This is a genomic window from Eoetvoesiella sp. (assembly GCF_035555955.1).
GTDB lineage: Bacteria > Pseudomonadota > Gammaproteobacteria > Burkholderiales > Burkholderiaceae_B > Eoetvoesia.
In genome coordinates this window covers 27,113-46,744 of the sequence record NZ_DATMGA010000062.1, presented here as the reverse complement: position 1 = coordinate 46,744, position 19,632 = coordinate 27,113, and the positions used below count along the sequence as shown (strand labels likewise).

Below are 19,632 nucleotides of genomic sequence, written 5' to 3'. Positions count from 1 at the left end.
CGCGGCGATGCGTCATCCAACAGCCGAAAAACGCACAGCGCGATCCCTGTGCCATAAACAAAAACGCAAAACTGCGTTGACTTCCCAATAACCAGCATCCGTACATCAATCCCCACCGCAGGGGAGCGGGGCCGGACAGGCTGGCGTCCGACTTTCGGGGCCGAGCGAGGCGCCCGCGAATGGAGCGCGAAGGCGCGGAAGAGCGGGACGATGCGGTGTTCGGCGCGGGGGCGCCGAACCGGCACCGAGGAGGGCGCCAACCTGTCCGGCCCCGTTCCCCGTGTCAAGAAGGACACCCTCACTATGCGAGATAACTCTTTCCGAATCCGAGCGCTTCGCCTCGTCTCGAATCACGGTTGCAGATATTTTGCACTCCGGCCAGCCGGGAAAACAGGGAATCTCTCCCAAAAGACAATCTGCCAAGCTTAAAAAACTCCTTGACGCTCAAACCACCATAAGTTAAATTATTAACACTACGTTCAAAAATGAACTAATAAGCAACCCACCAAACCAGGCCACGGAGGCACCACCATGAAAGAGAAAACCATCGGCATATCCGGTGCCGGCATCGGCGGCCTGGCCGCCGCCATCGCCTTGCGCAAGCTTGGCCGCCAAGTCCTCGTCTTCGAACAGGCCAAACAATTCGCCCGAGTCGGCGCCGACATCAATCTCACCCCCAACGCCGTGCGCGCCCTCGACGGCCTTGGCGTCGGCGACGCCCTGCGCGAAACCGCCGCACGCCCCGGCTACCGCATCAGCCGCGACGGCTTCACCGGCGAAGAAACCTCCCGCCTCGAACTCTCCGCCGCCGCCGAAAGACGCTACGGCGCTCCCCAGCTCACCATGCACCGCGCCGACCTCATGACCGCCCTCGAGGCTGCCGTGCCCGCCGAATCCATCCGGCTCGGCAAACGCACTATCCAGGTCGAAGACCAGGGCGACGGCGTCACCGTGCATTTCGAAGACGGCAGCCAGGAAAAAGTCGACGTCCTCGTCGGCGCCGACGGCATCCACTCCATGGTGCGCACCGCCATGCTCGGTAAAGAACAGCCCCAGTTCACTGGCGTCGTCGCCTACCGGGCCGTGGTGCCCGTCGAAAGACTGGCCGGCCTGCCAAATATGGACAACTTCACCAAATGGTGGGGCCCCAATCCCGACGTCCAGATCGTCAGCTTCCCGCTCAATCGCGGCAAGGACCTCTTTATTTTCGCCACCACCCCCCAGGAAGGCTGGGAACTCGAGTCCTGGACCGCACCCGGCGAAGTCAGCGAACTGCGCGACATCTATAAAGACTTCCACCCCGAGGCCCGGGCACTGCTCGACGCCTGCGACTCCGTCCTGAAATCCGCCCTGTACATCCGCGACCCGCTGCCCACCTGGCACAAAGGCCGCATGGTGTTGCTGGGCGACGCCTGCCACCCCATGATGCCCTTCATGGCCCAGGGCGCCGGCCAAGCCATCGAAGACGCCGTGGTTCTGGCACGCTGCCTGGCCGATCCTCGCCTGGAAGACGAACCCTCCGCCTTCGCGGTCTACCAAAACGCCAGGCTCGAGCGCGCCAGCCGCATCCAGATCGGTTCGCGCGGCAACGCCTGGCTCAAGGACGGCAACAATGGCGACTGGGTTTACGAATACGACGCCTGGAACGTGCCCCTGGCCCAATAGCGCGTCACGCAGTCCGTGCATCGCGCATCGGTGCGCCCCGGGGCAGCCGGACTGTGCGAGGCCCGGGCGCCCGCCAAGGCCTTGTCCGCCCGGAAGGAAGGGCGCAAGCTGGCGGGTCGGCTGCGTTTGAGGCTATCATGCATGGCGCGGGCCCGATCGCCCCGATCCCCGGCGCCGATAATCCCCGTCTTTGAATACCCATGACCGAATCGTCCTCCGCTGAATCCGCCGCCGAGTCCTCCGCCCAACTGGTTTCTCCCGTGGTGCGGGGCCTGCGGCTGCTGCGCTATATCGCCGAGGGCGGCAGCACCGCCAATCTCTCCGAGGTAGGTAGGCTGATCGACGTCAATCGGGTCACCGTGATGCGCTTGCTGGCAACGCTGGAACACGAAGGCGTCATAGAGCGGCTGCCTCAGGGCGGCCATCGGATCGGGTTGGGCTTCCTGACCATGGCCGCGGCGGGCCTGGGGGCTTGCGACCTGGTGGAAACCGGCCGCCGTTTCCTGGAGCGCTTGTGCGGCGAGCTGGGCCTGTCGGCCTATCTGGTCCTGATGGACGGCAACGACGTTGTCTATGTGGCGCGCGAAATGCCGGCATCCGGCCTGGTCAGCAACATCCGCGTCGGCAGCCGCGTTCCCGCCTACCTGACGGCGCCGGGAAGAGCCATGCTGGCGGCTTTGCCGCCCGACGATCTGCAGCAGCAGTTCGGCGCGGTCGAGCTGGTTCGGCACGTCGATAAAACCCCCGCCACGCTGGCACAATTGCAGGCCGTCCTGGAGCAGGACCGCCAGGCGGGATGCGCCTGGAGTTTTTCAGGCTACGAGGAGGGCATCAATGCCTGCGCCGCGGCCGTCCTGGGCCGCTCGGGCGAGCCGCTGGCCGCCCTGAGCGTGGTGGGCGCCGACCACGTATTCAGCCGCGACGAGGCGTTTGCCGAAAAAGTGCAGACGGCCGTCAAGCAGGCGGCCGGCGAACTGGCTTGCATTGCGGGCCGCCAGCCCGGCTAGCCGAATTCATGGGTGGACAGGCCGGTGCCGATGGCGCGGCCAGGCAAGGCAGGCTGTTGAATCCGCCCGGCCAGCAAGGCCCAGGCGCTCGTCAGCCCGCCCTGGTTTGCGGAGCGTGATTCAGGCACAGCGAAAGATCGTGAGCCGTGGCGCGCACCTTGTCGATCAGCGCCTGCTTGTCGCCGGGCGGAATGTGTATATGCGGCACGGTCAGCCCGAGCGCGGCGGCCACGCGGCCGCTTTCATCATAGACGGGAGCGGCTATCGTGGAAATATTGTTCTCGAAGAATCCTTCTTCCAGCACGTAGCCGTGTTCCTTGTCGGTGCGCAACAGCTTGTACAGTTCTTTGACCGTGGGCGGTGTATGCGGCCCGTAGGACTGAAGCTGCTCTTCGGGATAGAGGTCCTCGAGTTCCTGGAAGCTATGGTTGCTTAGCAGCACGCGGCCCAGCACGGTGGCGTGCGCGGGCAGGCGCGTGCCGATGTGCACCGAGCTGGTGAACAGCGAACTGGATGCGACTTTTTGTATGTAGACGATGTCGCGTCCGTCGCGGATGACCAGGTTGGAGGAATAGCTGGTTTCATCGCGCAGGCGTTCGAGCAGCGGGCGGCTCAGTTCGGTAAGGCTCAGCGAAGCCAGGTATTCGAACCCCAGCTTCAGCACGGCGGTGCCCAGCGAGTAGTCGCGCCCGTTCCGGGCGCGTTCGACGAAGCCCAGGTTCTCAAGAGTGACCAGCAGGCGAAATACCGTGGTGCGGGGGACGTCCAGCCGCTTGGCCAGTTCGGGTGCCGTAAGGGTGGGGGTGTGGCGCGAAAATTCGGAAAGTATCCGCAAACCGCGCTCCAGCCCTGGTACGGAATACTTTTCGGTATCCCTGGTGCTCATGCCTGCTTTTCCTGTTTCGATGATCAAAGGGCCCGCAAGCGGGCCATCACGTAAAAAGCGGTATTGCCCAAGTCAGTGCCGGACAATACCGCCGCCATTGTAGTAGCAATTGCCGCCTACTGATATAAATCGCAATCGAGCCGCGCGAAGGCGTCGATCTCGATGGTCAGCGCCGGAAAGGCAAGGGCCCGGATCTCCACCAGGGTGGAGCATGGATAGGGCTCTTTGAAGAACTCCCGCCGGATTTCCGAGACCACGCCTTTGTCGTTGATGTCGGTGAGGTAGACGACAAGCTTGTAGATGCCGCCGACCGTTCCCCCCGCGGCTTCCACCATGCTGACGATGCGTCCCAGTATGCGCTGCGCCTGGGCCCGCGTGGTCAGGGGGTAGCCGTTTTCATCGGGCTCGAGGCCGGCCGTCACGCCCGACATGACGATGTCGTTGCCCACCACCAGGCAGTTGGACCAGGTGGCGTTGGGCGGCTCGGCCATGCCGGGCGCGCAGATACGGCGCGCGGTGGCGGAAGATGCCATGGGCGTCCGCCTTACTTGCCCGCGAGCTGATCGATGGCCAGCTTGCGCAGCTGGCGGCGGGCCCGCATGACGCCGACGTCATGCTGGTACAGGTGCTCGCGCTGGTTGGCGTCGGGTTCCATGACTTCCAGCACGGCGCGATCCTGTTCCAGCACGGCCCAGTGGCGGGCTTCCAGGCGGTTCTTGTACAGGAAGCGCCAGACGTCGCGCTGCCAGCCCGAGACCTTGCGGGTGCGCCAGAAAAATACGGCGGAGGCATTAGGCGAGATGGGGGTGCAACTGCCTGCAATGCCGAAGCTGCCGCCAGGCCCGCCGCTTTTCGGGTAGGGGATGTCCAGGCGCTGCCACTGATAATTGGTATCGGCGAACTCACTCCAGTCGAAGTTGACGTCGCGCTGGCCGGCCTTGGCGAACAGGAAGCCGTGCTCGGTGTCTTCGAGCTTGAATTCCGCCGAGCGGGCGCCGGCCGACATGGCGTGCGACTGCTTGTGCAGGAAAGTGCCGTGCATGGGATCCATGACGTTGTCGATGACGTAGCGGTAGTCGGCGCCCCATTCGACGTAGCACAGGAAGCTTTCGTATTCGTCGGAGGTAAGCTGCTCGGGCAGAATGAGGGGAGGCGGCTCGTCGATATTGACCTGCGACTTATACATGAAGATGGCGCCGCGCGCTTCCTTTAGGTGAAAGGATAACGTGGGGCGCGAACCTTCGAGCTTGCAGCCGGGGCTGCCGGGTACGGAAAGCACTGTGCCGTCGCAGCGGATCTGCACACCGTGGTAGCCGCAGGCGATTTTATCGCCAAGCGGGATGCCCACGGACAGGGGAGCGCCGCGGTGCGGGCAGTGGTCTTCCAGCGCGTAGGGCGTGCCGTCGCTGTCGCGCCACAGCGCGAGCTTGAAGCCCAGGCGGCGCAAGGAGATGGGAGTGTCTTTAAGAAAGCTGGAAGGACAGATCGCGTACCAGCGGTTGTCCAGGCCGTTGACCAGAACCTGTTCGATTTCGGCATCGGTGGGGTTTGTGCTCATGAGTATTTCCTCTTTGATCCGTTAGTCGTTGCCCAGGCGCTTGAGTTCGGCGCCCAGCGATTCCACAGTCCACTCGGTCTTGGCATCCTGGGGCTGGGGGCCGTGCTCGTTCAGATACTCGACAAGCCCTTCAAGCGTGACGATATCGGAACTGAAGGCACGTTCGATGGTGTCTCCGAGCAGGTTTTCATAAACAGTCGGCTCGGTTTTCCGCGCCTGATGAGGTTGCAGGTAAAGATCTGGCATTTATTGGCCTCCGTTTTTGACGCGCTCCTTGATGCGTTCGCGTACAGGGATGAAATCGTAAGTGGGAAAACATTCGGTGGTGAAGACGCCCCAGGCGGAACGCTCGAGTTCGACATTGACGAGCGGGATCAGGTGAGGGGCGAGACGCAATGTGACGATTTGCCCAAAACCCATGGCCACGGTCCACGACACGAGCTCCACGCCTTCCGGAGGAAAGCGGTCCCACCATTCGCTGGCCTTGAGCCGCGACTGGATGGCGTCCAGGTTGTTGGACTGATCGTGCTTCAGAAAAATGGTCAACAAGACCTTGTCTGCTTGTGACGTCATGGATGCATGGGCTCTGGAAAAATTTCACCGGCTCGAAGCATATCCGGCGAGGGAACATTTACTAGAGCGTCATGATGAATTATCATTTGACCCCATAAGTTTTGTTCCATATATTAAACAACGTTTTATTTTTTGCAAGTTTAGACGTATCGTTTCGCATGATCTATCCGTAAAAACCCGTAATTTTTTTCTCCTCGGAATTTACCTTATATTTAACAACAGGTTAGAGCTTTCGTATTCGCTTTGGCACGGCTTGTGAATCTAATTCTACAAAGAGAGAGGGGGAATGTCCGATGCCGGGCACAGGGATATCCCTAATTCTCTTATCGCCGGTGTGGATATAAAGTTTGTTTAATTCACAAAACATCAGTTCATATATAAAACATTCTGCTTGTGTTTTGTGCCGACAGAATCGACACACATAGTCTCAAGGAGCCAGGCCATTATGGTTGAGATCGAATTCAGGGATGTAGGCAAGTCCTTTATCGACAAACAGACTGGTGAGCCGCGGGCCGCGGTTACCAATATATCCCTGTCCATCGCCAAGGGCGAGGTCGTCTCGTTGATCGGCCCTTCGGGCTGTGGCAAGAGCACGCTGCTCAACATGGGCTCTGGTCTGTATGCGCCGACCTCGGGAAAAGTGTTCGTGGCCGGGCAGGAAGTTACCAAACCGGTGCGCGAAGTCGCCTTCATGCTGCAAAAAGATTTGCTCATGCAATGGCGCACCATCGAAGACAACGTGGCGCTGGGCCTGGAAATCGCCGGCGTCGATAAAAGCGAGCGCAAGCGCATCGCCAACGAGCTGCTTATCAAGTGCCATTTGCGCGGGTTCGAAAAACACTATCCCTACCAGTTGTCCGGCGGCATGCGCCAGCGCGCCGCGCTGGCCCGCACCCTGGCGGTCGACCCGCAGGTCATGCTGCTCGACGAGCCTTTCTCGGCCCTGGATGCACAGACAAAAATGATTCTTCAACAGGATCTGGCCAAGATGCTGTACGAAAAAAAGAAGACTGCGCTTTTCATTACCCATGATCTGGTGGAAGGCATTGCGTTGTCCGATCGTCTGCTTGTCATGAGCGAGCGGCCCGGCACCATCATCGAGGAAATCGTGATCGATCTGCCTCTGCGCGAGAACCCTCTCGAACGCCGCAAGCTGCCGGAAATCGGCCCCTTGCAAGGGCGTTTGATGGACTTGCTGAAAATCGGCAAAGAAGAAGACGCCGTACTGCATTAACCAGCAACAACACAGCAACAAAGCAACAAGAAGAACTCCTGTCAACGAACTGCGAATCCCCTAACTTTGGAGAGCACAATGAAAAAACTGATTACCGCCCTGATGCTCGGAGCGTGCGTATCGATGGCTTCGGCCTCGGCTCTGGCCGCGGATGCCAAGCTCGAGCCCATCACCTACCTGCTGCCGGCGCCCAAGACGCTGCCCGCCTTCGCGCCGTGGCTCATCGCCCAGGAAGAAGGCTACTTCAAGGATGCCGGCCTGGACGTCACCTTCGTGACCGGCAAGGGCGGTGTGGATGTGGCCAAGCAGGTTGGCGCGGGCAATGCGCCGATCGGCGGCGCCATCGGTGACACTCCCGTCATCGTTCGCGCCAACGGCATTCCCGTGAAATCGGTCGCGCTGCTGGGCGCGGGCTCGCTGACGCTTATCGCCTCCCACGATAAAGACCCCATCGACAAGCCTGCGCAGCTCAAGGGCAAGACCATTACCGTCATGGCGTATACCGATACGACGTATTATTCCTTGCTGGGCACTATGAAGAAAGCCGGATTGACGCGCAATGACGCCGACATCCAGGCAGCGGGCCCGGCAGGTGTATGGCAGTTGTTTGCCGCGGGCAAGGCTCAAGCCATGGCCGGCGTACCGGAATGGGTGGTCAGTGCCCGTAATGGCGGCGCCAAGGTGCACATCATGGATCCGGCCCAGGGCTTCGACAGCATGGCGCAGGCCATTCTGGCTTCGGACGAGCTCATCAAGCAGAATCCTCAGCTCATCCAGAAAATCGTCTCTGCAACGCTCAAAGGCATGGCTTTGATCATGAAGGATCCCGATGCCGCCGTCGCCGCCTACGTCAAGGCCGTGCCGTCGCACAAAGGACAGGAAGCCACCATCAGGCAGGTCTTCGATCTGTACAACAAGTACGTGTATGCCAACCAGAAGGTATTGGGCGAGATGAACGCCGATCGCCTTTCCAAGGTTCAGGATTTCTACGTGTCGGAAGGCATCGTCAGCAAGGCGGCTCCGCTTGACGAACTGTACACGAACCAATTCGTCGGAACTGGAAAATAAATGAGTGTGGATTCGTCCACTGTTGAGCTTGGCCTTGCCGACGGAGCGTCTTCCGCCGGCAAGGCGGCGCAACAAAAATCAAGCTCGACCCAAGCAGGAGAACCCAGCGTGTCTAAACATCAATTCGTTACCGCGGTAAGCAGCGTTGCCGTCCTAATCGTGTTTCTGGCGGCATGGCAGTGGCTGCCGGGCTGGTTCGGCACGCCGGAATTCATACTGCCCAAATTCACGACCACCGTGCACGAGGCCGTGCATATGTGGCAAAACGGCGGCTTCATGGAGCACTTCTGGATCACCGCCCTGGAGGTCATCGTCGGTTTCGCGCTGGGCGCACTGATGGGCCTGTTCGTGGGCGTGCTGCTGGGCCTGTCGCCCACCGCCGAGTCCGTGCTTTCGCCCTACATCCTGGCTTTGCAGATCGCGCCCAAGGTGGCGTTCGCACCTCTGTTCGTCATGTGGCTGGGCTACACGGTCTATCCCAAGATCCTGGTCGCCATCCTCATCGTGTTCTTCCCCATCATGATCAACGTGCTGTCCGCGATCCGCACCGTGGATCCCGACATGGTCAACCTGGTGCGCACGCTCAATGCCTCGCGCTGGCAAATCTTCAGGCTGGTCGAGTTCCCCTCGTCGCTGCCTGCGCTGTTTTCGGGATTGCGCATCGGCGCGACCCTGGCGGTGGTCGGCGTGACCGTCGGCGAATTGGTCGGCGGCAACATGGGCCTGGGCTTCCTGCTGGTCGATGCCGAAGGGCAGGGCAATACAGCGGGCGTGTTCGTCGCCATCATCGGCCTGACCGTCATCGGCATCGTGGCTTATGCAGCCGTAGTCTGGGCCGAGCGCCGCTGCCTGCATTACATCCCCCGCGCCACGACCACAACCATTTAACGAGAAGGTAGTTCATGAGCTCAACGGCTACATCGTCCACGTCCGGGATCCTGCAGGGTCGCAAGGTGCTGGTTACCGGCGCATCGCGCGGGCTGGGCCTGGAATTCGCAACCCGCATCGTGCAGGCAGGCGGCCAGGTCGTCCTGGCGGACATCCTCGAAGATCAGGTCGAGCAGGCGGCGGCGCAGTTGGCCGGGCAGGGCTTTGTCGCCCATGCCCTGGCGTTCGACCAGGGCGATCCCGATTCCGTCGTCCGGTGCGCCGAGCGCGCGGCCTCCTTGCTGGGCGGGCTCGACGGCCTGGTCAACAACGCGGCCATGACTCACTCGGGCGGCAAATCGATGGAGCAGCTCGATATCGATGTCTGGGACCAGGTCATGCGCATCAATGTGCGTGGCAACTGGCTCATGAGCCGGGCCTGCCTGGCCGCGCTGCGGGCGTCGGGCCGCGGCAGCATCGTCAACCTGGCTTCCGACACGCCCATGTGGGGCGCGCCCAACCTGCTGGCCTACGTGGCCAGCAAGGGAGCCATCATGTCCATGACCCGATCCATGGCGCGCGAGCTGGGCGGCGACAACATCACCGTCAATGCGGTTGCGCCGGGCCTTACCCTGGTCGAGGCCACCGAATACGTGCCGAAAGAAAGGCACGACCTGTACGAAAACCAGCGCGCCCTCAAGCGGGCCCAGCATCCCGACGATGTCAGCGGCGCCGTCACGTTTTTATTGTCCGGTCTTTCACGTTTCGTGACAGGCCAAGTGTTGGCCGTCAACGGCGGCTTTGTCATGCATTAATCTTTATAGGTGATTCTAATGAGCGAGCAAGCAGTCAGCGAAAAACCTTCCTGGGAACAACCAGAAGGCGCAAGCTTCAACGAGTGGATGGAAACCCGTGTCGCGCGCTATTCCACGCGCAAGTACGATTGGGACGCGCTCAAATTCCAGGCCGATTTCGACCCTAAATACCGCCGCGCGCAAATGCGCTACATCGGCACGGGCGCGACCGGCGTGGCCAGCGACGTCAACACGGTGCCCTCCGAGCATTTCACGTTCTCGACCATGGTCATCCCGGCCGGCGGCGTAGGTCCTTCGCACATCCACTACGACGTCGAGGAAGTCTTCTTCGTCATCCGCGGCAAGATGAAGCTGATCCTCGAAAAAGACGGTCAGCGCTACGAAACCATCCTGTCCGATCGCGACCTGGTTTCCGTGCCTCCCGGCGTCTACCGCGAAGAAATCAACATCGGCGAGGAAGACGCCCTGATGTGTGTGCTTCTGGGCGCCAAAAAGCCGCAGATCCCCACGTATCCGCCCGAGCACCCCTTGTCCAAGATCAAGCGCTGACATGAACCGAGCCGCAACAGCAGCCTCTGAAAATGCCTGCGCCGGCGAAGGGCCTGTGTTCGAAGAGCACAGGCTCGAAGCCGGGCACGGCATCATCAGCTACCGCGAGTGCGGCCACGGCCCGCAAACGGTGGTGCTGCTGCACGGCATCAGCTCGGGCGCGGCATCCTGGTCGCAGTGCGCCGGCATACTGGGCCGGCATGCGCGCGTCATAGCCTGGAATGCGCCGGGCTACGCCGATTCTTCGCCTCTGCCGATGCCGGTACCCTCGGCCCTGGATTACGCCAGGCAACTGGCGGCCTTGCTGGCCGGCCTGAACGTCGAAAGCTGCCTGCTGGTGGGGCATTCGCTGGGCGCCCTGATGGCCGCCGCCTACGGCAGCGCCACGGGGCATCTGGCGTCACGCATTGTGCTGATGAGCCCGGCGCTGGGCTATCAGTCCGAAGAAAAAAAACCGCTTGCCGATTCGGTTCGCGCCAAGCGGTTTCAAGCGCTGGAACAAGACGGCCTGGAAGCCATCGCGAAGCGGCTGCCCGACAGGCTGCTGACCGCTTCCGCCAGCCCCGCCCAGCGCGCAAGCGTCACGCAGAACGCCTTGCGCCTGAATCCTGCCGGTTATCGGCAGGCCGTTGAAATGCTGTGCTCCGAGGACATCGAACGCTATGTTCTGGATGCCGGGAGCGCACAGGTGTTTTGCGGCGACCGCGATGTCGTGACGACTCCTGAGCAATCGGCGGCGTTCGCGCAGCGCGCCGGGCTGCCGTTCGCGCTTATCGAAAATGCCGGCCATGCTTGCTATGTGGAGCAGCCGGCCGTAGTCGCCAATCTATTAAGCGGCCTGCTGGCCCGCCTGGGCAGCGAGGCGGGCTAACGCCATGGATAACGTCCTTAAAATCGATACGTCGGATAAATACATCGTGCCGGGCCTGGATCGGGGCCTGCGCATTCTGTGTGAATTCAGCCGGCGCGAGCCGGTGCTGTCTTCGCCCGAGCTGGCACGGCGCCTGGGGATTCCGCGCTCCACCGTGTTCCGGCTTCTGACCACGCTCGAGCGGCTGGGTTTTGTCGAGCGCGATGCAGGCGGGCGCGACTATTGCCTGGGCCTGGGCGTTCTGCGCCTGGGGTTCGAGTGTCTGGCTTCCAAAGAGCTTGCCGAGCTCGGCAAGCCCATACTCGAGAAACTGCGCGACGAAATCAACTACACCTGCAACCTGGTGGTGCGCGACGGCCGTTCCGTGGTGTACGTGGTGCGTTCCGTGGTGTCGTCGCCTTATTCCAATACCGTGCAGTTGGGCACACGCCTGCCCGCCCACGCCACGCTGCTGGGTCGGGTGTTGCTGAGCGACCTGTCGTTTGCCCAGCTGCAAGAGCTTTACCCCGAAGAACAATTGCAGGCCGCCACGGCCAAGACTCCCGCCACCGTCGCCGAATTGTACCGGCGCATCCAGGCCGACAAGGCCTCGGAGTGCGTGTGGGAATCGGCCTATTTCGAGCCCAGCATCGCAACCCTGGCCGTGCCGGTCAGGGGCGGCGAGAGCGGGGCGGTGGTCAGCGCGCTGGGCATCACTTTGCCCAGTTCGCACGCCGGCGACAGCAGCCTGGTCGCCAGGCTTTCGAAAATCGCCTGCGCGGCGGCCGGCGAGCTGTCCCAGCTGCTGGATCACGTCGTGGCGCTGCCCAGTCCGGATATTTCACGAATGCACGAGAGGAAACAATGATAGACCTTAATGGAAAGGTAGCCGTGGTCACGGGGGGATCCTCCGGCATCGGCCTGGCTACGGTGCGGCTGTTGCTGCAGCAGGGCGCCGCCGTGGCGTTCTGCGGGCGCGACGCCGCCAAGCTGCAGGCCGCCCAGGCGCAATTGCAGGGCGAATTTCCGCAAGCCAGCCTGTATGCGCAGGTTTGCGACGTGCTGCGCGCCGAAGACGTGCAGAGGTTCGCGCTGGCGGTGCGCCAGGAGCTGGGCGTGGTTTCCATGCTCATCAACAACGCGGGGCAAGGCCGGGTTTCCACGTTCGCTGACACCACCGACGCCGAATGGGAAGCCGAGCTCAAGCTCAAGTTCTTTTCGATCATCAATCCTACGCGCGCCTTTTTGCCCGATCTGGAGCAAAGCCCCGACGCGGCCATCGTCTGTGTCAATTCCCTGCTGGCCGCCCAGCCCGAGCCGCATATGGTGGCTACGTCGGCCGCGCGCGCCGGCATCAAGAACCTGGTGAGGTCGATGGCTACCGAATTCAGCGCCAAAGGCGTGCGCGTCAACGGAATTCTCATCGGCCTGGTCGATTCCGGCCAATGGCGCCGCCGCTACGAGGCGCGCGAAGAGCGCCACCAGAGCTGGGAAGAATGGTCGTCCAATCTGGCGCAGCGTAAAAAGATTCAGCTGGGGCGCCTCGGCCGCCCCGAAGAGGCCGCTACGGCCATCGTATTTCTAGCATCCCCGTTGTCGTCCTATACCACGGGCAGCCATATTGATGTTTCCGGAGGAGTATCCCGCCATGCATGACAAGAACGTTGAAGTAACAGTTGGCGCGGCCATAGCCGCATTCCTGGAAAATTGCGGCGTGCGTACTGCGTTCGGCGTGATTTCCATCCATAACATGCCCATACTCGACGCGTTCGGCGAACGCGGCGTGGTGCGCTTCGTGCCCGCGCGGGGCGAAGCAGGCGGCGCCAATATGGCCGATTCCTATGCGCGCACCACCGGCAAGCTGGGCGTTTGCCTGACCAGCACCGGAACCGCGGCGGGCAACGCCTCCGGCGCCATGGTCGAGGCCTTGACGGCCGGCACGCCCTTGCTGCACATCACCGGCCAGATCGAAAGCCAGTATCTCGACCAAGGCATGTCCTACATTCACGAAGCCCCCGACCAACTGACGATGCTGCACGCCGTTTCCAAGGCGGCCTTCCGCGTGCGCAGCGCCGAAACCGCCATCAGCACCATCAAGCATGCCGTGCAGATCGCGCTGACGGCGCCCACCGGCCCGGTCAGCGTGGAGATCCCCATCGACATCCAGGCCGCGCTTATCGCCATGCCCGACGACCTGGCTCCCCTGGAAGTGCCTGTCTATCAACCGTCGGCCGCGGCGCTGGACCGCCTGGCAGAGCGCCTGTCCAAGGCCCGCCGCCCCATGCTGTGGCTGGGCGGCGGCGCCCGCCATGCCGGCGATGCCGTGCGCCGCCTCATGAAAATGGGCTTTGGCGTGGTCACCAGCACCCAGGGGCGCGGCATTGTGCCCGAAACCGATCCCCAAACCCTGGGTGCCTTCAATCTGCACAAGCCGGTCGAAGCCTTCTACCAGACTTGCGACGCCATGCTGGTGGTCGGTTCCCGCCTACGCGGCAACGAAACACTCAAGTACCAGCTCAAACTGCCCCGTCCGCTGTATCGCGTCGATGTCGATCCAGGCAATGAAGGGCGTTGCTACGAAACCCAAAGCTTCGTCCAGGGCGATTCGCGCCTGGTGCTGGAAGGCCTGGCCGACAGGCTGGAAGGCAAGATGTCGGTGGACGGCAAGTTCCTGGGCGATCTGCAGGCGGCGCGCAAGGCGGCCGTGGACAGCCTGGTCGACGGGCTTGGCCCTTACTCGGCCCTGGTCAGCGCACTGCAGGCCGCGGTGGGCGAGAACTTCAACTGGGTGCGCGACGTCACCGTGTCCAACAGCACCTGGGGCAATCGCTACCTCTACCTGTCCCAGCCCCTTTCGGGCGTGCATGCCCTGGGCGGCGGCATCGGCCAGGGTTTGGCCATGGGCATCGGCGCGGCCGTGGGCGCCGCCCAGAACGCGCCCGGCAAGAAAACCTTCTGCCTGGCCGGCGACGGCGGCTTCATTCTGAACCTGGGCGAAATGGCCACGGCGGTTCAGGAAGAGGCCGATATGGTCATCGTGCTGATGAACGACAAAGGCTACGGCGTAATCAAGAACATCCAGGATGCCCAGTACGGCGGCCGCCGCCACTATGTCGAACTGCATACGCCGGACTACGCGCAACTGTGCCAGTCGCTGGGCATGCGCCACACCCGGGTATCCAGCCTGGATCAGATCGAAGACGCCCTGAAGCAGGCCGTGGCGCAGAAAGGGCCGTTCATGCTCGAGGTCGACATGCTGTCCATCGGCAAGTTCAAGACGGCTTTCGCCGGCCCTCCGGTCAACAAGCCCGAACCCGCAACGCTCGAATCGTCATAAGGGGCTGTTCATGCTGCAACAACGTATTGCCCTGGTCGGTTTCGGCGCGATAGGGCACGCCATCTTCGATATGCTCAAGCACGAACCGCGGCTGAGCATCGGGCAGATCATCGTTTCCGAGGAAAACCGCGACGCGGTGCAGGCCGAGCTCGAGGGCCTGGCCGCCGGAGCCCCGGTGGCGGCGCTGTCGGCCGTTCCCACCGAAGGCGCCGGCAGGCCCGACCTGCTTGTCGAGTGCGCAGGGCATAGCGCCATCCAGGAGCATGTATTGCCGGCCCTGGCGGCGGGCATTCCCTGCCTGGTCGTGTCGATAGGCGCGCTGTCGGCGCCGGGACTGGCCGAACAGCTCGAAGCCGCTGCCGACAAGGGGCGCACCCAGGTGCACCTGCTGTCGGGCGCCATAGGCGGCATCGACGCGCTGGCCGCCGCCAAGGTGGCGGGGCTGTCGTCGGTAGTCTACACGGGCCGCAAGCCGCCCCTGGGCTGGCTGGGCACGCCCGCCGAAGAAACCCTGGACTTGAAGAACCTCAAGGAAAGCACCATGTTCTTCTCGGGCTCGGCCCGTGAAGCGGCGCGGCTGTTTCCCAAGAACGCCAATGTGGCGGCCACGCTGTCGCTGGCCGGCATCGGCCTGGACAACACACGGGTCGAGCTTTATGCCGATCCGGGCGTCACCGAAAACATTCACTACTACGAGGCGCGGGGCGCTTTCGGCTTCATGGCGGTCACCGTCAAGAACCAGCCTTTGCCCAGCAACCCCAAAACGTCGGCACTGACGGTATACAGCGTGGTACGCGCGCTGCAGAACCGTGTTCTGCCGGTCGCCATCTAAGGCGTAAAGGACACATCATGAACACCACACAACCCTGGCCGATTTGCATTGCGGGCGACTGGCGCCTGGGCGGCGGCGCGCAATACACCACCTGCTATCCTGCCACCGGCGAGGTCGTGGGCACGCTCAACGCCGCCAGCGCCGAAGACGTCGAAGAAGCCATCCAGGGCGCGCACAAGGCCTTCCTGGAAAGCGGCTGGGCGCAGCGCAAGCCGCAGGATCGCGCCTCGGTGCTGTACCGCATTGCCCACCTCATTCGTGAACAAGCCGAAGAGCTCGCTCAGCTGCAGCGCCGCGACAACGGCAAGCCCATTGCCGAAACGCGGGCGCTGGTGGCCAGCGCCGCCGGTACGTTCCAGTTCTTCGCCTCGGCCTGCGAAACCCTGGAAGAAACCATTACGCCGCCGCGCGGCGATTACATGTCCATGAGCGTCTACGAGGCCATGGGCGTGGTGGCCGCCATCACGCCCTGGAATTCCCCGATTGCCAGCGAAGCACAAAAAATCGCGCCGGCGTTGGCCGGCGGCAATGCCGTGGTGGTCAAGCCGGCCGAGATCACGCCTCTATTGGCCCTGGAACTGGCCCGCATCTGCGAGGCAGCCGGTCTGCCCAAGGGCCTGATCAGCGTGCTGCCCGGCAAGGGCTCGGTCATTGGCGACCTCATCACCCGCCATCCCCTGGTGCGGCGCGTATCGTTCACCGGCGGCACCTCGGTGGGCAAGCACATCGCCCAGATCGCGGCCGACAAGCTCATGCCGGTATCGCTGGAGCTGGGCGGCAAGTCGCCTACCATCGTCCTGGAAGACGCCGATCTGGACCATGCCGTGGCCGGCGTGTTGTACGGTATATTCAGTTCCTCGGGCGAATCGTGCATCGCGGGCTCGCGCCTGTTCGTGGCGCGTCCCTTGTACGAAGAGTTCATGAATCGCCTGGTCAAGGGCGCCGAGAAGCTGCGCGTGGGGGACCCCTCCGATCCGGCCACGCAAATGGGCCCGCTCATCAGCGAAAGCCATCGCGCCTCGGTCGAGCGCTACGTTAAAATAGGCCTGGACGAAGGCGGCGTATTGCGCACCGGCGGCGTGCGTCCCACCGGGCCGCTCTACGACAAAGGCAGCTATTTCCTGCCTACCATCATAGAAGGCCTCAAGAACACCGACACCATCTGCCAGGAAGAGATTTTCGGGCCGGTGCTGGTGGCCATGCCTTTCGACGACATCGACGACCTCATCGCCCAGGCCAACGACAGCGTGTATGCTCTGGCCGCCGGCATCTGGACGCGCGACTACAAGAAGGCCTGGCACTTGGCCAAGGTGCTCAAGGCCGGCAACGTGTGGATAAACACCTACAAGCAGTTTTCCATTTCCACGCCTTTCGGCGGCTGGCGCGACAGCGGGCTAGGCCGCGAGAAGGGCCGGCAGGGCATCTTGCAGTACATGGAACAGAAAGCCGTTTACTGGGGCATGAACGAAGCGCCTTTGCCCTGGGCCTCATAGGCGGCCTTGTGCCGAACCCGCCGCAACGGCCATGCCGTTGCGGTTTTCTTTCAATCACAAATTCAATCAAATCCATATTTCATCCGGTTTCTATCGGCTGATCATCTCTCAGGTTTGCGTGGCCATTTGCGGTATCGTGCTTACGGTACGCCTGTCCTCGCGGCGAGAGCAACTATTGCGTCCGCAGCCATCCGCCGCGGCATCCGAGTTTCAAAATACGGCTACAAGGGGAACACAATGAGCGTATTGGGTATCGACGAAATCACATACGGCGCCGACGATTTCGAGCAATGCAAGAAGTTTTTCCTGGATTGGGGCCTGGAACTCCGCTCCGAAAGCGACGGCAAGCAGGTTTATGCCACGCTTAATGGCTGTCTAGTCAACCTGGTCAAGCAGGATGCGCCCGGCCTGCCGGCTCCTATCGAACAGGGGCCCACGTTGCGCGAAGTCGTGTGGGGCGTTGACAGCCAGCAAGCGCTGGACGCGCTGGCCGAAGGCGCGCAGGACCTGCCCGGCTACCGCTATGCCGACGGTCGTCTGCACTGTGTGGATCCCATCGGGCTTTCCGTGGTCTTCCAGGTTACGCGCAAGAAGCCGCTGGATCTGGAATGCGGCCAAATGAACACCTGGGCCGAAAAGCCGCGCATCAACGCGCGCAGTCCCATTTACGAACGCGCCCAGCCCATCGAGGTGGGCCATGTGGTGTTCTTCGTCAAGGACGTCAAGACCACCGAGGCTTTCTACGTGGATAACTTCGGCTTCGTGCCGTCCGACCGCTATCCGGGCCGGGGCGTGTTCCTGCGCTGCGACGCCGACGGCGGCCATCACGATCTGTTCCTGCTGCAAACGCCCGATGCCAAGCTTGGCCTGAACCACGTGGCCTTTGCCGTGCGCGACATCCACGAAGTGTTCGGCGGCGGCCTGCACATCGACCGCTGCGGCTGGAAAACCCAGCTCGGCCCAGGCCGGCACCCGATCTCCTCCGCGTATTTCTGGTACTTCCAGAATCCAGCCGGCGGCCTCATCGAGTACTACGCCGACGAAGACCAGCTCAACGAGGAATGGGTGGCACGCGAATTCGAACCCGCTCCTACGCGCTTTGCGGAATGGGCGGTGGACGGCGGCCTGGATGGCAACACTCGCCGCCAGAAAAACGCCAAGGCCCCCGAAGGCAAGTTCCTGACCGACCGCAAGTAAACCATTCCGGCGCCGCCCCGCGCCCCAAAACCCGAAAAGCCGCGCTTTACCTCCGTAAAGTGCGGCTTTTTCGCATGGTTGTTTGCATTCACCAGGTAGCCTCAGTGAATCCTATTTCGGTCAATATCCCTGGATGAAATGCCGCTAAATGGAGTCTCAGGGGCAGCGTGTGCCGAAATAGCGCTTTTCCGGCGCAGGCGTATATACATAGTTGATACATCTAATCGGGCATGTTAATGTATCTACATTGTAGATACGCCAACTGTGGAGGGCAGTATGCAAACGGTTATCAAAAAATGGGGTAACAGCGCGTCGGTTCGTATTCCGGCTGTTGTGCTGGAGGCTGCCAGGTTGCAAGTGGATGTGGCGGTGGATGTGCGCGAAGAGGACGGACGGATCATCATCGAAGCAGTGAGTCCGGAAAAATACAATCTGGATGCCTTGATCGCGGGCATTACGTCCACCAATTTGCACGAGGAAACGGATTTTGGCCATGCCGTCGGCAATGAGGCCTTCTGATGGCTCGACCCGAAAAGCCCTATGTACCCGATGCTGGACATATTGTCTGGTTGCAGTTCAATCCGCAAGCCGGGCATGAGCAGGCCGGCCATAGGCCAGCCGTCGTGCTGAGTCCGGCCAGCTATAACGGACGCACAAGCTTGATGTTGTGCTGCCCGATGACAACTCAGATCAAAGGTTATCCCTTCGAGGTACAGATATCAGGCAAGCTACCCAGCGCGGTTCTGGCTGATCAGATCAAAAGTCTGGACTGGCAAGTTCGCCAGGCAATCTATAAAGGAACCATCACTCAGGCCGAACTGAAAGAAATACGCCGCAAAGCCGTCGCGCTTGTGGGCGAGGCTATTTAGCATGCGATAAGCCTGCCGCGTCTCGGGCCTGCTTCATGATAGCGTCTGAGACCCATTGATTCAGGCTTTCGCCGCAGGCTGCCGCTGCAATGGCTGCCGTCTCGTGGATTTCGGGTGCAACGCGCAGCAGGAATTTGCCTGAAAAATTCTTGCGGGGCTCGATACCCCGTCTCGTGCATTCTTGAAGATATACGCTCAAGGACAATTGTCCTTCCCGCTGCAATCCAGCAACATCCGCTGCATAAAAATCAGCACCGCCATTCAAATCAAGAAATTCTCCGCGGAACATGCCAATATCGGGATCATAAGAAATAACGGCTTGATGACCATTGATGAGCATGATGTTTTTCATGGGTGTATCCCGTTTGCTTCCAGCCATTTGCGAATTGAGGTTATCGCGCCTTTATCCAGATCGGGGGACGGATGCGGCCTATGCATGACTTTGACCTGATCGAACAGGAAAACAGCCGTGCGTGAACCTTCGCGTTCGGTGATTTGCGCGCCAAGCTCTACGAAAAGAGCGATGACGTCGACCCATTTCACCCCCGCCGGTGTTGGATGAGAGAAGATGTGCCGTAATGTCTTTTCGTGCCTGGCTTTCATATTATTTTAGTATCATTTATTGGTATCGTAAAGAGGGTGTATAGCGCAAGAATTACGAGTAAAAGGCGGCAAACCAGCCGTTCCAAGATTATGGGGATGGGAGGAGCAATAAGGAGGGTAGTGGCTATACCTGATCTATCTCATGGTATAGATTCTGGCTGGAAGCAAAAGCTCGTGTGGCAACGAATGGCACAGAGTAATAATACGCACGAGTAGTAGTGCTTCAGAT

General features: G+C 61.5%; 23 protein-coding genes. 16 read left to right on the top strand and 7 right to left on the bottom strand.

Annotation, left to right across the window (positions count from 1 at the left end; translation table 11 throughout):
- Positions 1 to 531 precede the first annotated feature (531 nt).
- Both VNT00_RS14430 and VNT00_RS14425 read left to right on the top strand, forming a co-directional pair.
- Positions 532 to 1,665 carry an FAD-dependent monooxygenase gene (locus tag VNT00_RS14430; RefSeq protein ID WP_325588659.1) on the top strand — a complete coding sequence of 378 codons (1,134 nt, stop codon included), beginning with the start codon at positions 532 to 534 and terminating at the stop codon, positions 1,663 to 1,665.
- Between the two features lie 200 nt (positions 1,666 to 1,865).
- A complete protein-coding gene (locus tag VNT00_RS14425; protein WP_325588657.1) occupies positions 1,866 to 2,672 on the top strand; it encodes an IclR family transcriptional regulator in 807 nt (268 codons plus the stop codon).
- 91 nt (positions 2,673 to 2,763) lie between these two features.
- Here the strand turns inward: VNT00_RS14425 and VNT00_RS14420 are convergent, their stop codons facing one another.
- From VNT00_RS14420 to VNT00_RS14400, 5 genes are all read right to left on the bottom strand, one after another.
- Positions 2,764 to 3,558: an IclR family transcriptional regulator gene (locus VNT00_RS14420; RefSeq protein WP_325588655.1), complete on the bottom strand. Its 795-nt coding sequence runs from the start codon at positions 3,556 to 3,558 to the stop codon at positions 2,764 to 2,766.
- Positions 3,559 to 3,674: 116 nt separating this feature from the next.
- Positions 3,675 to 4,091 (bottom strand): RidA family protein, encoded by a 417-nt coding sequence (locus VNT00_RS14415; protein ID WP_325588653.1) that lies wholly within the window; start codon positions 4,089 to 4,091, stop codon positions 3,675 to 3,677.
- 11 nt (positions 4,092 to 4,102) lie between these two features.
- Entirely contained in the window at positions 4,103 to 5,116 is a 1,014-nt protein-coding gene (locus tag VNT00_RS14410) for an aromatic ring-hydroxylating dioxygenase subunit alpha (RefSeq protein ID WP_325588651.1), read from the bottom strand.
- 21 nt (positions 5,117 to 5,137) lie between these two features.
- On the bottom strand, positions 5,138 to 5,362 hold the full coding sequence (locus VNT00_RS14405; RefSeq protein WP_325588649.1) for a recombinase-like helix-turn-helix domain-containing protein: 225 nt from the start codon (positions 5,360 to 5,362) through the stop codon (positions 5,138 to 5,140).
- Positions 5,363 to 5,689, bottom strand: a complete 327-nt coding sequence (locus VNT00_RS14400) for a hypothetical protein (RefSeq protein WP_325588647.1) — start codon at positions 5,687 to 5,689, stop codon at positions 5,363 to 5,365. It lies immediately after the preceding gene.
- A 445-nt stretch (positions 5,690 to 6,134) separates the two neighbouring features.
- Between VNT00_RS14400 and VNT00_RS14395 the strand changes: the two genes are divergently transcribed.
- The 14 genes from VNT00_RS14395 (at position 6,135) to mazF (ending at position 18,800) form a co-directional block, all read left to right on the top strand.
- Positions 6,135 to 6,923 carry an ABC transporter ATP-binding protein gene (locus VNT00_RS14395; protein ID WP_325588645.1) on the top strand — a complete coding sequence of 263 codons (789 nt, stop codon included), beginning with the start codon at positions 6,135 to 6,137 and terminating at the stop codon, positions 6,921 to 6,923.
- A 78-nt stretch (positions 6,924 to 7,001) separates the two neighbouring features.
- Positions 7,002 to 7,991, top strand: coding sequence for an ABC transporter substrate-binding protein (locus VNT00_RS14390; RefSeq protein ID WP_325588643.1), 990 nt, complete (start codon positions 7,002 to 7,004; stop codon positions 7,989 to 7,991).
- A 108-nt stretch (positions 7,992 to 8,099) separates the two neighbouring features.
- Positions 8,100 to 8,879, top strand: coding sequence for an ABC transporter permease (locus tag VNT00_RS14385; RefSeq protein ID WP_325588641.1), 780 nt, complete (start codon positions 8,100 to 8,102; stop codon positions 8,877 to 8,879).
- 14 nt (positions 8,880 to 8,893) lie between these two features.
- Entirely contained in the window at positions 8,894 to 9,673 is a 780-nt protein-coding gene (locus tag VNT00_RS14380; protein ID WP_325588639.1) for an SDR family oxidoreductase, read from the top strand.
- 18 nt (positions 9,674 to 9,691) lie between these two features.
- Positions 9,692 to 10,222 (top strand): cupin domain-containing protein, encoded by a 531-nt coding sequence (locus VNT00_RS14375; protein WP_325588637.1) that lies wholly within the window; start codon positions 9,692 to 9,694, stop codon positions 10,220 to 10,222.
- A 1-nt stretch (position 10,223) separates the two neighbouring features.
- Positions 10,224 to 11,093, top strand: a complete 870-nt coding sequence (locus VNT00_RS14370) for an alpha/beta fold hydrolase (RefSeq protein ID WP_325588635.1) — start codon at positions 10,224 to 10,226, stop codon at positions 11,091 to 11,093.
- 4 nt (positions 11,094 to 11,097) lie between these two features.
- Positions 11,098 to 11,940, top strand: coding sequence for an IclR family transcriptional regulator (locus VNT00_RS14365; RefSeq protein WP_325588633.1), 843 nt, complete (start codon positions 11,098 to 11,100; stop codon positions 11,938 to 11,940).
- A complete protein-coding gene (locus VNT00_RS14360) occupies positions 11,937 to 12,728 on the top strand; it encodes an SDR family oxidoreductase (RefSeq protein ID WP_325588631.1) in 792 nt (263 codons plus the stop codon). Before VNT00_RS14365 ends, VNT00_RS14360 begins: the two co-directional genes overlap by 4 nt.
- Positions 12,721 to 14,409 (top strand): thiamine pyrophosphate-binding protein, encoded by a 1,689-nt coding sequence (locus VNT00_RS14355; RefSeq protein WP_325588629.1) that lies wholly within the window; start codon positions 12,721 to 12,723, stop codon positions 14,407 to 14,409. The genes VNT00_RS14360 and VNT00_RS14355 overlap by 8 nt, the downstream gene beginning before the upstream one ends.
- Positions 14,410 to 14,419: 10 nt before the next feature.
- Entirely contained in the window at positions 14,420 to 15,241 is an 822-nt protein-coding gene (locus VNT00_RS14350; protein ID WP_325588628.1) for an aspartate dehydrogenase, read from the top strand.
- A 17-nt stretch (positions 15,242 to 15,258) separates the two neighbouring features.
- The gene (locus VNT00_RS14345; protein WP_325588626.1) at positions 15,259 to 16,734 is read left to right on the top strand and encodes an aldehyde dehydrogenase; all 1,476 of its coding nucleotides are present in this window, start codon (positions 15,259 to 15,261) and stop codon (positions 16,732 to 16,734) included.
- A 237-nt stretch (positions 16,735 to 16,971) separates the two neighbouring features.
- Positions 16,972 to 17,931, top strand: coding sequence for a VOC family protein (locus VNT00_RS14340; RefSeq protein WP_325588624.1), 960 nt, complete (start codon positions 16,972 to 16,974; stop codon positions 17,929 to 17,931).
- A gap of 276 nt (positions 17,932 to 18,207) precedes the next feature.
- Positions 18,208 to 18,450: an AbrB/MazE/SpoVT family DNA-binding domain-containing protein gene (locus VNT00_RS14335; protein WP_325588622.1), complete on the top strand. Its 243-nt coding sequence runs from the start codon at positions 18,208 to 18,210 to the stop codon at positions 18,448 to 18,450.
- The gene (mazF, locus tag VNT00_RS14330) at positions 18,450 to 18,800 is read left to right on the top strand and encodes an endoribonuclease MazF (RefSeq protein ID WP_325588620.1); all 351 of its coding nucleotides are present in this window, start codon (positions 18,450 to 18,452) and stop codon (positions 18,798 to 18,800) included. The genes VNT00_RS14335 and mazF overlap by 1 nt, the downstream gene beginning before the upstream one ends.
- Here mazF and VNT00_RS14325 read toward each other — a convergent pair.
- Positions 18,793 to 19,152 carry a type II toxin-antitoxin system HicB family antitoxin gene (locus tag VNT00_RS14325; RefSeq protein WP_325588618.1) on the bottom strand — a complete coding sequence of 120 codons (360 nt, stop codon included), beginning with the start codon at positions 19,150 to 19,152 and terminating at the stop codon, positions 18,793 to 18,795. The genes mazF and VNT00_RS14325 overlap by 8 nt on opposite strands.
- Positions 19,149 to 19,403 carry a type II toxin-antitoxin system HicA family toxin gene (locus VNT00_RS14320; protein ID WP_325588616.1) on the bottom strand — a complete coding sequence of 85 codons (255 nt, stop codon included), beginning with the start codon at positions 19,401 to 19,403 and terminating at the stop codon, positions 19,149 to 19,151. Before VNT00_RS14320 ends, VNT00_RS14325 begins: the two co-directional genes overlap by 4 nt.
- Between the last annotated feature and the right edge of the window lie 229 nt (positions 19,404 to 19,632).

Bases quoted from the DNA above. Each gene is read 5' to 3' on its own strand.
- VNT00_RS14430 (WP_325588659.1), top strand. From the start codon at position 532: ATGAAAGAGAAAACCATCGGCATATCCGGTGCCGGCATCGGCGGCCTG.
- VNT00_RS14425 (WP_325588657.1), top strand. From the start codon at position 1,866: ATGACCGAATCGTCCTCCGCTGAATCCGCCGCCGAGTCCTCCGCCCAA.
- VNT00_RS14420 (WP_325588655.1), bottom strand. From the start codon at position 3,558: ATGAGCACCAGGGATACCGAAAAGTATTCCGTACCAGGGCTGGAGCGC.
- VNT00_RS14415 (WP_325588653.1), bottom strand. From the start codon at position 4,091: ATGGCATCTTCCGCCACCGCGCGCCGTATCTGCGCGCCCGGCATGGCC.
- VNT00_RS14410 (WP_325588651.1), bottom strand. From the start codon at position 5,116: ATGAGCACAAACCCCACCGATGCCGAAATCGAACAGGTTCTGGTCAAC.
- VNT00_RS14405 (WP_325588649.1), bottom strand. From the start codon at position 5,362: ATGCCAGATCTTTACCTGCAACCTCATCAGGCGCGGAAAACCGAGCCG.
- VNT00_RS14400 (WP_325588647.1), bottom strand. From the start codon at position 5,689: ATGACGTCACAAGCAGACAAGGTCTTGTTGACCATTTTTCTGAAGCAC.
- VNT00_RS14395 (WP_325588645.1), top strand. From the start codon at position 6,135: ATGGTTGAGATCGAATTCAGGGATGTAGGCAAGTCCTTTATCGACAAA.
- VNT00_RS14390 (WP_325588643.1), top strand. From the start codon at position 7,002: ATGAAAAAACTGATTACCGCCCTGATGCTCGGAGCGTGCGTATCGATG.
- VNT00_RS14380 (WP_325588639.1), top strand. From the start codon at position 8,894: ATGAGCTCAACGGCTACATCGTCCACGTCCGGGATCCTGCAGGGTCGC.
- VNT00_RS14375 (WP_325588637.1), top strand. From the start codon at position 9,692: ATGAGCGAGCAAGCAGTCAGCGAAAAACCTTCCTGGGAACAACCAGAA.
- VNT00_RS14370 (WP_325588635.1), top strand. From the start codon at position 10,224: ATGAACCGAGCCGCAACAGCAGCCTCTGAAAATGCCTGCGCCGGCGAA.
- VNT00_RS14365 (WP_325588633.1), top strand. From the start codon at position 11,098: ATGGATAACGTCCTTAAAATCGATACGTCGGATAAATACATCGTGCCG.
- VNT00_RS14360 (WP_325588631.1), top strand. From the start codon at position 11,937: ATGATAGACCTTAATGGAAAGGTAGCCGTGGTCACGGGGGGATCCTCC.
- VNT00_RS14355 (WP_325588629.1), top strand. From the start codon at position 12,721: ATGCATGACAAGAACGTTGAAGTAACAGTTGGCGCGGCCATAGCCGCA.
- VNT00_RS14350 (WP_325588628.1), top strand. From the start codon at position 14,420: ATGCTGCAACAACGTATTGCCCTGGTCGGTTTCGGCGCGATAGGGCAC.
- VNT00_RS14345 (WP_325588626.1), top strand. From the start codon at position 15,259: ATGAACACCACACAACCCTGGCCGATTTGCATTGCGGGCGACTGGCGC.
- VNT00_RS14340 (WP_325588624.1), top strand. From the start codon at position 16,972: ATGAGCGTATTGGGTATCGACGAAATCACATACGGCGCCGACGATTTC.
- VNT00_RS14335 (WP_325588622.1), top strand. From the start codon at position 18,208: ATGCAAACGGTTATCAAAAAATGGGGTAACAGCGCGTCGGTTCGTATT.
- mazF (WP_325588620.1), top strand. From the start codon at position 18,450: ATGGCTCGACCCGAAAAGCCCTATGTACCCGATGCTGGACATATTGTC.
- VNT00_RS14325 (WP_325588618.1), bottom strand. From the start codon at position 19,152: ATGAAAAACATCATGCTCATCAATGGTCATCAAGCCGTTATTTCTTAT.
- VNT00_RS14320 (WP_325588616.1), bottom strand. From the start codon at position 19,403: ATGAAAGCCAGGCACGAAAAGACATTACGGCACATCTTCTCTCATCCA.